The organism is Aeromonas sp. HMWF017 (genome assembly GCF_003061465.1).
GTDB classification, from domain to species: domain Bacteria; phylum Pseudomonadota; class Gammaproteobacteria; order Enterobacterales; family Aeromonadaceae; genus Aeromonas; species Aeromonas veronii.
On sequence record NZ_QAJD01000005.1, the window covers coordinates 121,624 to 132,798 of the forward strand.

At 62.7% G+C, this 11,175-nt stretch carries 15 protein-coding genes; 7 read left to right on the top strand and 8 right to left on the bottom strand.

The features are described 5' to 3' along the window. Positions 1-608: LysR family transcriptional regulator (locus tag DBR30_RS00995; RefSeq protein WP_258224250.1), on the bottom strand; the 608-nt coding region annotated here is incomplete at its 3' end. A gap of 91 nt (positions 609-699) precedes the next feature. Here DBR30_RS00995 and DBR30_RS01000 point away from each other — a divergent pair. Then, positions 700-1,557 carry a DMT family transporter gene (locus tag DBR30_RS01000; RefSeq protein ID WP_021231711.1) on the top strand — a complete coding sequence of 286 codons (858 nt, stop codon included), beginning with the start codon at positions 700-702 and terminating at the stop codon, positions 1,555-1,557. Positions 1,558-1,560: 3 nt separating this feature from the next. Here DBR30_RS01000 and DBR30_RS01005 read toward each other — a convergent pair whose 3' ends face one another. After that, positions 1,561-2,148: a uracil-DNA glycosylase family protein gene (locus DBR30_RS01005; protein ID WP_021231710.1), complete on the bottom strand. Its 588-nt coding sequence runs from the start codon at positions 2,146-2,148 to the stop codon at positions 1,561-1,563. A 99-nt stretch (positions 2,149-2,247) separates the two neighbouring features. On the opposite strand from DBR30_RS01005, the gene rarD reads away from it, so the two are divergent. After that, positions 2,248-3,138 carry an EamA family transporter RarD gene (gene rarD, locus DBR30_RS01010; protein WP_108541232.1) on the top strand — a complete coding sequence of 297 codons (891 nt, stop codon included), beginning with the start codon at positions 2,248-2,250 and terminating at the stop codon, positions 3,136-3,138. Here rarD and DBR30_RS01015 read toward each other — a convergent pair. Then, the gene (locus DBR30_RS01015) at positions 3,120-3,854 is read right to left on the bottom strand and encodes a substrate-binding periplasmic protein (RefSeq protein WP_108541231.1); all 735 of its coding nucleotides are present in this window, start codon (positions 3,852-3,854) and stop codon (positions 3,120-3,122) included. The two genes, rarD and DBR30_RS01015, sit on opposite strands and share 19 nt — an antisense overlap. 44 nt (positions 3,855-3,898) lie before the next feature. On the opposite strand from DBR30_RS01015, the gene DBR30_RS01020 reads away from it, so the two are divergent. After that, a complete protein-coding gene (locus DBR30_RS01020) occupies positions 3,899-4,243 on the top strand; it encodes a GIY-YIG nuclease family protein (RefSeq protein WP_108541230.1) in 345 nt (114 codons plus the stop codon). A 90-nt stretch (positions 4,244-4,333) separates the two neighbouring features. On the opposite strand, the gene pspG is transcribed toward DBR30_RS01020, so the two are convergent. The 4 genes from pspG to DBR30_RS01040 all read right to left on the bottom strand — a co-directional run bounded on the left by pspG (position 4,334) and on the right by DBR30_RS01040 (position 6,411). After that, positions 4,334-4,552 (bottom strand): envelope stress response protein PspG, encoded by a 219-nt coding sequence (gene pspG / locus DBR30_RS01025; protein ID WP_005335871.1) that lies wholly within the window; start codon positions 4,550-4,552, stop codon positions 4,334-4,336. 48 nt (positions 4,553-4,600) lie between these two features. Next, positions 4,601-4,807, bottom strand: a complete 207-nt coding sequence (locus DBR30_RS01030; protein WP_005335873.1) for a PspC domain-containing protein — start codon at positions 4,805-4,807, stop codon at positions 4,601-4,603. Between the two features lie 2 nt (positions 4,808-4,809). Beyond that, positions 4,810-5,472: a phage shock protein PspA gene (gene pspA, locus DBR30_RS01035; protein ID WP_058057954.1), complete on the bottom strand. Its 663-nt coding sequence runs from the start codon at positions 5,470-5,472 to the stop codon at positions 4,810-4,812. A gap of 210 nt (positions 5,473-5,682) precedes the next feature. After that, positions 5,683-6,411 carry a 1-acylglycerol-3-phosphate O-acyltransferase gene (locus tag DBR30_RS01040; protein ID WP_108541229.1) on the bottom strand — a complete coding sequence of 243 codons (729 nt, stop codon included), beginning with the start codon at positions 6,409-6,411 and terminating at the stop codon, positions 5,683-5,685. A 185-nt stretch (positions 6,412-6,596) separates the two neighbouring features. Between DBR30_RS01040 and DBR30_RS01045 the strand changes: the two genes are divergently transcribed. Genes DBR30_RS01045 through DBR30_RS01060 form a run of 4 tightly spaced genes read left to right on the top strand, consistent with a single transcriptional unit; the run spans position 6,597 to position 10,343 of the window. After that, positions 6,597-6,974, top strand: a complete 378-nt coding sequence (locus DBR30_RS01045; protein ID WP_005354882.1) for a hypothetical protein — start codon at positions 6,597-6,599, stop codon at positions 6,972-6,974. Positions 6,975-7,028: 54 nt separating this feature from the next. After that, the gene (locus DBR30_RS01050) at positions 7,029-9,071 is read left to right on the top strand and encodes a protein-disulfide reductase DsbD family protein (RefSeq protein ID WP_108541228.1); all 2,043 of its coding nucleotides are present in this window, start codon (positions 7,029-7,031) and stop codon (positions 9,069-9,071) included. A 9-nt stretch (positions 9,072-9,080) separates the two neighbouring features. Beyond that, a complete protein-coding gene (locus DBR30_RS01055; protein WP_108541227.1) occupies positions 9,081-9,824 on the top strand; it encodes a DsbA family protein in 744 nt (247 codons plus the stop codon). Positions 9,825-9,827: 3 nt separating this feature from the next. Beyond that, positions 9,828-10,343 carry a protein disulfide oxidoreductase gene (locus DBR30_RS01060; protein WP_108541226.1) on the top strand — a complete coding sequence of 172 codons (516 nt, stop codon included), beginning with the start codon at positions 9,828-9,830 and terminating at the stop codon, positions 10,341-10,343. 75 nt (positions 10,344-10,418) lie between these two features. Here DBR30_RS01060 and DBR30_RS01065 read toward each other — a convergent pair. Continuing rightward, on the bottom strand, positions 10,419-11,175 hold a 757-nt coding region (locus DBR30_RS01065), incomplete at its 5' end, for a LysR family transcriptional regulator (RefSeq protein ID WP_108588149.1).

Consider the following 11,175-nt stretch of genomic DNA (forward strand, 5'->3'; position numbering starts at 1 on the left):
CAGCGCTGCCAATCCTCCCCCCGCGCCTTGTAAATGGACTGCACCGAGAGCAGCGGCAGCTGCCAAATGGCCTCGGGCCACTCCCCGCAGATCTGCTGCAACAGGCGGCGACTGCAGACCGGAAAGAGCCGCTCCTGATAAATAAGATCGTGGCAGTAGCCCCGCCCGTGGGGTGACACAGTGATAAAGCAGTCTGCCACCCGATCAGATAGCTCGGGATCCTCCGCCACCATCTCCAGACTCAAATCAAGCTCGGGGTAGAGCTGGCGCAATCCGGCCAACCGCGGGATTAGCCACTTCACCGCAAACGAGCTGTAGACCGCGAGCCGGACTCGCATCTCGCCGCCCCCGCGCAACTGTTCGCTGCTTTGGGCAATCTGGCTGAGCCCGGCGGCAATCCCTTCGAAGTAGCTCTCCCCCTGCGGCGTCAGCGAGAGCAGCCGACCCTGACGCAGCAGCAAGCGCTCACCCAGAAAATCCTCCAGCAGGCGGATCTGGTGGCTGACCGCACTCTGGCTGACGTTCAATTCAAGGGCGGCACGGGAGAAGCTGAGCAGCCGGGCCACTACCTCGAAATATTGCACCGCACGCAGAGGAGGAAGCTTCATTATCTAAATATCTCATGAGTGGTCATTTTTTATCATTTTACTGGATATCAACCGGCACGCTACCCTCCGCTCATCTGAAGTGGGAGGTGGTATGAATGCAGTAGGGATCGGCATCCTTTATCTGGTGCTGGGCAATATGGTGGCGGTTTTTTCCGATGCGCTGGTCAAGGTGCTGGAGCCGGATCAGCCCATCTTCCAGTTTGTCTTTTTCCGCCAGCTCTCGGCCGCCATTCTGCTGATGCCCTGGCTGCTCTGGTCATGGCGCCGCAACCCGCCGGTGGCCATCAAGTGGCACCTGCTGCGGGCTCATATCTGGGCGGTCGGCGTCTGCCTGATGGTGGTGGCCCTCACCCGCTTGCCGCTCGCCACTGCCAATGCCCTCTTCTATGCCGCCCCCCTGATGATGGTACCGCTGGCAGTGTGGATGGCGGGGGAAGCGATCTCGCGCCAGAAGGTGCTGACCGCGGTTATCGGGTTTATCGGGGTATTGATCGTGCTGCGCCCGACCGAGGTGAACTGGGCCGCGCTGGCGGCGCTTGGGGTGGCGCTGTCGATGGCGCTCAACAATCTGCTGATCAAGCGGATCCCGCTCAAGCAGCCCATCGCCCAGACCCTGTTTTTCACCAACGTGCTGAGCATGCCCTTCATTCTGGCGCTGGCATTGTGGGAAGGGGGCAACTGGCAGTGGCAGATGTGGTGGCCCGCTTTTGGCTCCTCGGCGCTGATCATGGTCTATGCGGGATTGTGCGTGGTGGCCTATCGCAAGGCGGAGGCGAGCAAGATCGCCTCGGCGGAGTACACCGGTCTGCTGATGGCGGTGGCCATCGGGGTGTGGCTGTTTGACGAGCAGCCGGGCCTGCCGCTGCTGCTGGGCTGTATCTGCATCGTCCTGCCGCTCATCGCCATGGCCCGCAGCAAACCAAAACCGCTGGCCGAGCCAGCGCTCTAATACTCAGGGTCTCCCCAGAAGCGGGGCGACCCTTTGCTGCAGATGGGGGACGATCTCCTGCTCGAACCAGGGGTTCTTCCTGAGCCAGAGGGTGTTGCGCGGGGAGGGATGCGGCAACGGCAGCCAGCCGGGGCCATAGTCGGCCCAGCTGCGCACCGTATCGGTGAGCGATCCCTTGGCTGCCCCCCGCAGATAGTAGGCTTGTGAATATTGGCCGATCAGCAGGGTCAGCTCGATATTGGGCAGCAGCATCAGCACCTTGTCGTGCCAGGTGGGTGCGCACTCGGGTCTGGGTGGCAGATCGCCGGATTTTCCCCTGCCGGGATAGCAGAGACCCATCGGCATGATGGCGATGCGGGATTCGTCGTAGAAGGTGGCCTTATCGACCCCTAGCCACTGGCGCAGCCGGTCACCGGAGGGGTCATCCCACGGGATACCGCTGGCATGCACCCGGGTGCCGGGCGCCTGACCGATGATCAGCAAGCGGGCACTCTCGGCCCCGCGGATCACCGGACGAGGCCCCAGCGGCAGATGAGCCTCACACAGACGGCAGGCCCTGATTTGCTCAAACAACTTATCGATTCGCTGCATGACGTTGATAGTACCAGCATTTCCCTGTTTTCCCTCTTGTGGAAACAGGGCACTCCCCCTACTATCGCCATGAGTGTTTAATTTAATAAACGGACAATAATGAAAAACTGGCTAGGTACCGGCACCGCAACCCTCTCCTTCATCCTGTGGGGGATGCTGCCGCTCTATTATCAATTCATGCCCGAGGTCAACATGTGGGAGCTGATCTCCCACCGGGTGCTCTGGTCTGTGGTGCTGCTGGGGGCCCTGTTTTTGCTGCTTGGCCACCAGATACCTTGGGCACAACTGCGCAGCGAGCCGCGCCAGCTCGGCCTCATTCTGCTGGCGGGCCCCGTCATGTCCATCAGCTGGTGCATGTTCACCTGGTGCCTCACTACCGGGCAAGTGCTGACCACCAGCCTCGCCTTCTTTATGACCCCGCTGTTCAATATCGTATTCGCCGTCATCTTCCTCAAAGAGCGGCTCACCCCGCAAAAGCATCTGGCGGTCGCCCTGGCGCTGGCGGGGCTCGCCTACATGCTGTTCTGCTACGGCCAGCTCCCCTGGTTCTCCCTCATCATGGGGGCCAACTTCGCCTGCTACGGCCTTATCAAGAAGAAGATCCACTACGACACCGGCACCAGCCTCTATCTGGAAGCCATGGTGCAACTGCCCGTCGCGCTGATCATCATCGGCACGCTGGCATGGCACGGGGAAGGGGCATTCGTGAACGGAGATCTGGCTGACAAGCTGCTGCTGATGGGCAGTGCGCCCGCCACCCTGCTACCGGTGGGGCTGTTCTGCTACGCAGTGGCGAGAACCCGGATGAGCACGGTGGGGCTGCTGCAATATATCGAGCCCAGCCTCGCTTTCCTGCTCGCCATCTACTGGTTTGGTGAGGCGCCGGACCCCATCAAGGCGGTCGGTTTCGCCTTCGTCTGGGCTGGTCTGCTGGTGAGCCTGTTGCCGCTGCACCGGCTCAAGCGCCGCCCTCAGGGCGTACCGCGATAGGACTCCAGCACCTTGTGCCAGCGGGGATCCCTGTCCATCTGCTCGGCGATGTCGTTGAGGGTGGCATGCAACTCGGGACGGGATTTGGGCAGCAGGATATGGCGGGTATAGCTGGATTGGGGGAAGGGCGAGATAAACAGCTTGCCCTGATAGTGCTGTGAGTCGATGAAAAAGCCCAGCGATGAACCACTCACCAGCGTCACATCGATGCGGCCGCGCACCAGCAGCTCGAGGTTGGTCTTCACCTTCTTGGCATCCTGACGTACCAGCTCCCCGCGGCCAGCCGCATCATCGATCCCCTGATAGCGGTAACCCTCCACCCCGCCAAACACCAACCCCTTGAGGGAGTCGGGTCCGCGATAGGTGACTGGGTTATCGATGTTCGAGACCAGCTCGTTGGTGTCGCGCATCACCGGGAAAGTCCAGAGATAGCGCTCGCGATGGGGATCCCCCACCCAGGCCGGATTGACCCAGACCACCAGACCGTCAAAGTCGGGATCCGCCATCTCCAGCGCCAGTCGGGCGCGATTGACCAGCCAGAGCTCGATTCTGGGTTCACCCCCCAGCTTTTCATTGAGATACTTGACCAGCTCGCGGCTCAGCCCTGCATCCACTCCGGTGTTGAAGGGGGGATGCTGATGGTAATCGTAGAGACGGATCGTCTCCCCCAGAGCCGGGACCGACAACAGTAACCACAACCAAAACCAGACTCTCATCGCACCTCCTTGAGCTGCCTCTGAGTTTGGCACAGAGAATTTGAATGAGAGAACCCGCGACCACCACTCCAGCGCCGCAACCATCCACCCCTTCCCGCTGGTCTGTCTATATGGTGCGCACCGCCACCGGCCTGCTCTATACCGGGATTAGCACGGACCCGCTGCGCCGCCTGCGCCAGCATCAGAGTGGCAAGGGCGCTCGCGCCCTGCGCGGCAAGGGGCCACTGACGCTGGCGTGGCAACAGGAAGTCGGCGAGAAGGGGGCAGCCCTGCGCATCGAATATCGCCTCAAGCAGCAGCCGAAATCCTTCAAGGAGCAGCTGATCCACAGCCCGGCACTCTGGCAGAGCTGGAGCCCCCAGTGGTTACCCGAAACGACCCGACCTTAAGGGATGCAGGCAAAAAAAGGCCACTCGATGAGTGGCCGGAAAGGGGAAATCAGGGAGCATCACACAACGTCTTGCACAACCTCAGGCGGGTCAGAGGTAGGTATTGGAACGCTTGCTGCGGTTGCTGATCAGCCAGCAAACCGCCAGCACCAGCAGCAACCAGGGAGCCAGCTTGATGATCAGAGCAAGCATGCCGCCCAGCGCCCCAAGCAGCACGAACAGACCGCTCACCAGCAACATGGCTACCAGGGTAAAACCGGTCAGTGCCATGACCAGCAGCACCACCAGCAAGATGAAAAATTCCAGCATAACTTGCTCCTTATCAGTACCTTGTCTGCCGGCTTGGCAACCCTTCGGTCAATCCAGCCAGCGCTTCAATTCATAACGGGGCGGCATCACCAGCACCGCCAGCAGATAGGCGGCCAGTGCCAGCGGCGGCATCAAGATCAGGGCGAGCAGTGCCACCACCCGCACCGTGACTCTGGAGACCCCCAACCGCCTGGCAATACCGGCGCAGACTCCGGTCAGCTTGCGATGCACCAGATCCTTGGGCCAGGGGCTCATGATTACACCTCCGCCTTCTGGCCTTTGAGGCGAGCCAGCTCACGCTCGATCTCGTCATTGAGCTCCAGCTCGCGGAACTGGGCCTCCAGCGAGGGATTCTGCCCCAGGGTGGCCGCCTCCAGCTGGGCTTCCAGCTGATCGACCCGGCCCTGAAAACCGTCAAAACGCGCCATCAGCTCATGCATGCGCTGGTTGTCCACCTGGGCGCGGGCACGAATGCGGCTGTGGGCTGTCTGCTCGCGCAGGGTCAGCAGTTTCTGCTTCTCGCGGGCCTCGGTCAGCTTGGCTGCCAGCCGCTCGCTGTCGGCGGTGAGCTGGGCCAGCACCTCGGCCACCCGAGCCTTGTCCTGCTCCAGCTGTTCACATTTTTTGACCTCCGCCAGCTTCTCGGTGAGGGCGGCGCGGGCCAGATCCTCACGCCCCTTCTGGATGGCGAGCTCGGCCTTGGCCGACCACTCCAGGATCTGCGCCTGCAACCCCTGCTGGTGACGCTCCAGCTGCTTCTGTTCGGCGATCACGCGGGCGGCCTGGGTACGCATCTCGACCTGCACCTGCTCCATCTCTTCGATCATCAGGCGCAGCATCTTCTCCGGCTCTTCACTCTTGTCGAGCAGGCTGTGCAGGTTGGCATTAATCACGTCGGTCAGGCGGCTGAATACGCTCATGGTCTGGCTCCTTGTTGATGGGATGGCTATCTCTTCCCATTGCATTACAAGAGCCGTGCCAAGAAAAATTATTGTTGTTTTACATATAGATGGGAATTTACTGAGGAAATTCAAGAAGGGTTTATTGGTGAAAATAGCCAACCAGGTGGTGATTTTCACCAACAAAAAAGGGAGCCTCTGGCTCCCTTGTCGATTCGCCTGCGATATCCGTCAGACGGCGTGGCTGTGGCCCAGCTTGCTGTCCAGTTCGGTCAGCTTGGCCTCCATCCGGGCGCGGCAGGTGTCGGAGAGATCGCGAATGCCGCTGGCACCGTGCTCCTTGCTGCAGACCGGCGCCATCACTTCCACCAGCACTTCGCCGTTGTCCCAGCGATTGAGGTCGACCTGACCGAAGTAGCTGGAGCAGACGATGGGCACCACGGGCACTTCAGCCTGTACCGCAGTGTGGAAAGCGCCCGCCTTGAACGGCAGCAGGCCACGCCCCTGGGAGCGGGTCCCTTCCGGGAACATCCAGATGGAGGTGCCGCGGTTCTTGATGCGATCCACCACCTGACCTATGGTGCCGATGGCACGGGAGCGGTTGGAGCGGTCGATCAGCACGTTGCCGGAGAGCCAGAAGATAAGGCCGAACAGCGGCAACCAGAGCAGGCTCTTTTTGCCCACTGCCACCACGCCAGGCTGCACAGCACCGGTCACGGTGAAGATGTCGAAGTTGCTCTGGTGGTTGCAGACGTAGACCGCCGGGCCGACCGATTTGACCTCGTCGGCCACCGTCACCTTGACTCGCAGCCCGATCAGCGGGCAGACCGCGTGATACATGCGGGCGAAGACATAGACGTTGTTGGGATGGCGCGGACGAACCAGACAGAGCAGCAGGCCGAACAGGAACCAGAAAATGAGCAGCAGACCAAGCAGCAGCACACGGGCAATTTTGAGCATCGAACACCTCGAGTTTTAACTCGGCGCAGTATACTGATCCCCCTTTTAGCGAACAAGCGTTCGCCAAACAGAACCGACCACCCTCCCCGTCGCGCCACCCACAGTACTGCTCATCAATACGCCGCCGACTTGCCCCACCCGTCATTGGTCGTTAGGATGGCCCCATCTTGATGGACGGGGCGAACATGATGTTGCAACAACGGGTAGCGAAACATCTCCTGCTACTGGTCTGCCTGCTGGTGCTCAATTGTGCGGCCCAGCCGCTGGCCCGGCTTGCCCTGCTCGATCACGCCCTCAGCTGTCAGGCACTGCCCGTTCCAGGCTCGGCAACGGATCAAGAGGATGCCAAACCGGCCAGCCCGCAACCCACCAGCTGCCAGCTCAACGGCAAGTGGCTAAGCGCCGCCACCCTGCTCTGCGTCGAACAGCTCTTCTTTGCCGTGGCCGTGCTGATCGCCCTGCTGGCCCCCCTTTGGCGCTACACACCGCCACTGCCCCCTCCCAGAGTCATCTCGCCGCCCGAGCGGCGTCTGCACCTCACCCTCTGCGTCTGGCGGGAATGAGTTCGGCTGCGTTCTTTCGTTAGCTGTCACTCAATTTTTTGCGAGACCAAAAAGATGTCGAATCTCTTCAAGGCGGCCCTGCTACTGGGCGGTCTGCTGTGGCAATCCATGGGATTGGCCAGCGACACGGGCTGGCTCACCAGCCCACAGAATGATCACGCCCGGGTACGGCTGCAGGCCGATCGCAGCACGGCAGATCAGACCCGCATCCTGCTCGATGTCGAGCTGGAGTCAGGCTGGAAAACCTACTGGCACAGCCCGGGAGAAGGGGGCATTGCCCCCCAGATCCTGTGGGATGAGCCGGTCGGTGCCTTTCAGTGGCGCTGGCCGATGCCACGTCACTTCGAGGTAGCCGGGCTCAGCACCCAGGGTTATCAGGGGGAGGTGACCTTCCCTATCAGCCTCAACTATCCCGCCGGGCAACCGCTCAAGGGGACTCTGCGCCTCTCCACCTGCAGCAATATCTGCATCCTGACCGACTTCCCCTTCACCCTCTCGGTGGATGGGCAGGCCCCGGCCGGTTTCGACTTTGTCTGGGCCAAGGCCATCAGCAACCTGCCCCAACCGCTGCCTGCCGAGACCCGGATCGAACTCGGCTATCAGCACAACCAGCTGCAACTGCGCGCCGAGCGGGCAGAGGGCTGGCAATCACCAGCGCTCTTTATCGACGCTCTGGAGGGGGCCGAATTTGGCAAACCGGCGCTTGAGGTCGAGGGCAACACCCTGATCGCCCGGGTACCGGTGAGCGATGGCTGGCAGGGAGATGCGCCGGATCTGCGTGGCCAATCCCTCGGCCTGCTGCTCACCAGTGGCGAGCAGGCCTGGCAGACCAAAGGCTCGATTGGCGAAGCGCTCGTATTGCCAGCGCCGAGCCAGCCCCTCTTCTGGTTGCTGGGGGCGGCGCTGCTCGGCGGCCTGATCCTCAACCTGATGCCCTGCGTGCTGCCGGTGCTGGCGCTCAAGCTGGGAACTGTGTTGCAACATCAGGAGCGTGAACAGGGAGCGGTGCGCAAACAGTTCCTCGCCGCCAGCGCCGGGATCATCGCCTCCTTCTGGGTGCTGGCGGCTATGAGCAGCCTGCTACGCGCTACGCAAGGGGCCGTCGGCTGGGGCATCCAGTTTCAGAGCGCCGGTTTTATCGGATTGATGGTGCTGGTGACCTTACTGTTTTGCGCCAACCTGCTGGGGCTGTTCGAGATCCGCCTGCCCAGCGCCCTCAGCACCCGCCTCGCCACCAGCGGCGGCAACGGCCTCGGCGGTCACTTCCTGCAGGGGAGTTTTGCCACTCTGCTGGCGACCCCCTGCTCGGCCCCCTTCCTCGGTACCGCGGTGGCCTTTGCGCTGGCGGCGCCGCTCGGCCAGCTGTGGCTCATCTTCACGGCATTGGGGATTGGCATGAGCCTGCCCTGGCTACTGGTGGCGGCCCTGCCAAAACTCGCCCTCTGGCTGCCGAAACCGGGGCGCTGGATGAACCATCTGCGCATCCTGCTCGGCCTGATGATGCTGGGCTCCAGCCTCTGGCTCACCAGCCTGCTCGACAACCATCTCGGCAGCTATGCCACCGGCTGGCTGATGGTTGCCATGCTGCTGGCACTGCTGATTGGCATCATCTGGCGTTACGGCATCCGCGGCTTCACGCTGGCGATCGCCCTTACCGCCCTGATTGGCAGCCCCCTGCTGCTGAGCGGTGCCTTTAGCGCGCAGGGCTCGGCCAGCGTTGACAAGGTGGTCTGGCAGCCGCTCTCTGAGCGCGCCATCACAGATGCGCTGGCCCAGAACAAGCGGGTCTTTATCGATGTCACCGCCGACTGGTGCGTCACCTGCAAGGCCAACAAATACAACGTGTTGCTGCGCGATGAGGTACAACAGGCCCTCTCGGCCCCCGATGTGGTGGCCCTGCGCGGCGATTGGAGCAAACCAAGCGACACCATCGCCGCCTTCCTGCGTAAGCGGGGTGCGGTAGCCGTCCCCTTCAACCAGATCTACGGCCCGGAGTTGCCGCAGGGGGTCACGCTGTCACCCCTGCTCGACAAGGACGATCTGCTGACCACATTGCACAAGGCTGGCCTGCTTCAGGCTGGCACCACCCGATTTTAAGGAGTAATCATGAAACCGACTCTGAGCGCCCTGACCCTGCTGGCCTCCCTTTCCGCAACCCTGCTGGCTCCGGCCCTGCACGCCGCCCCTTTCACCCCGGAGCAGGAGACGCGCATCAAGGAACTGATCCGCGAGACTCTGATCACCAACCCCAAGATCCTCGATGAGGCCGCCGAATCCTGGGAGAAGCAGAACGCGGCAGCCCAGGAGGCGCAGCTTGGCAACTTCATCAAGGGCAACAAGGATGTGCTGTTCAACAGCGCCACCAGCCCGCGCCTCGGCGCCAAGAACCCCAAGCTGACGCTGGTGCTGTTCACCGACTACAACTGCCCCTACTGCAAGCAGTTCGATCCCCAGCTGACCAAGCTGCTCAAGGCCTATCCGGACGATCTGGGGCTGGTGATCAAGTTGCTGCCGTTCAAGGGGCAGACCTCCGCCAAGGCGGCCCAATACAGCCTGACCCTGTGGCAACAGGATCCCGCCCGCTTCCTCACCCTGCACGACAAGCTGATGAGCAAGCAGGGGATGCTGACCGAGGCGGACATCAACAAGGCGCTGGCCGCCACCGGCAATACCGCGCTCAAACCAGCCGCCAAGGCGACCGAGGAGCTGCGCAACAGCCTGCGCATCGGCACCATTCTGGGGGTACAGGGCACACCGGCGACGCTTATCGGCAACCAGCTGGTACCGGGCGCCATCCCCTATGAGGAGCTGGAGCAGCTGGTGAAGGCCGAACTGGCCAAGCAGGGGTAAGGGATGACTACCAACCCTCAACCCCGCTGGCGACGCTGGGGCAAGGAGGCGCTCTGGCTGCTGCTGATGGCGCTGGTCATCTCGACCCTGCTGGATCTGTGGCGCAGCCCGACCCTGCCAGAGGGGGCGATGAGCGCCCCCGTCACTCTGCAGGATGGCACCAGTAAGGATCTGGCCACCCTGAGCCAGGGCAAGCCGCTGCTGGTTTACTACTGGGCCAGCTGGTGCGGGGTGTGCCGTTTCACCACCCCGGCCGTGCAACAGCTCTGGCAGGAGGGGGAAAACGTGCTGACGGTGGCGCTGCGCTCCGGCAATTCCGAGCAGTTAGGCAAGGGGATGAGCAAGAAGGGGCTCACCTTCCCGACCCACAATGACGAGTCGGGAGCGCTGGCCGCCCAGTGGCAGGTGGGCGTCACCCCGACTTTCCTCGTCATCAAGGATGGGACGCTGGTGAGCAGCACCACCGGCTGGAGTTCGAAGTGGGGCTTGCTGCTGCGGCTCTGGTGGGCGTCGCTCTAGCCACGCAACAACATTGCCTCAACAGGGCCATCCCACCGGATGGCCCTTTTTTATGCCGACATTTTTATCCCGACATCAGACGGGGAGCTGCATCCCGCGCACCTGCTCCAGCAGGGCGGTCACCGCCGCCGAGCGTAACGCATCGGGGGCGTAGCAGAGCCCCACCCGCCGCTTGAAGGAAGAGGCCGCCAGCTCGGCGACTGCACAACCGGGCGGACAAAGCGAATGGGGCAACCAGCCGATCCCTGCCCCGGCGGCCACCATAGTCGCCGCCAGTCGCAGCGACCCCGCCCGCCGTGGATAGAGGGGCGCCTGATTGCCGAGGATGGCGATCAGCCGCAGGTGGGAGTCGTGACGCGGGCAGGTGACCCAGGGCTCGTCCGCCAGCACCGCCGGGGCGAGCGCCCCCTTGCCTGCCAGTGGGTGATCCGGCGGCAGCACCAGTACGAACTCCTCCTCCAGCAGGGGGATAAAGAGCTCGTCGCCACAGCGCAGGGATTCGCACCCCAGCCGCACATCGCCACAACAGCCCTCCTCCAGGGTCAGCAGGATCTCCTCGTGGGCAAGTGCCCCGTTGACCAGCGCCCCCACCACGCCATCCCCCAAATCCGCCTCAATTCCCACCGTCACCTCCAGACAGGGAGAGGTTTCACGAAACTCGCGGGCGAGGGAGTCGGTGTCGGCGATCAGCCGCTTGGCGCGGGGATAGAGCCGGTGCGCCGCTTCGGTCCCCTCCACCCCGCGCGCCTGCCGCACAAACAGGGTCACCCCCAGCTCATCCTCCAGCGTCTTGATAGTGGTGGAGAGGGTGGGCTGGGTAATGAAGAGGCGG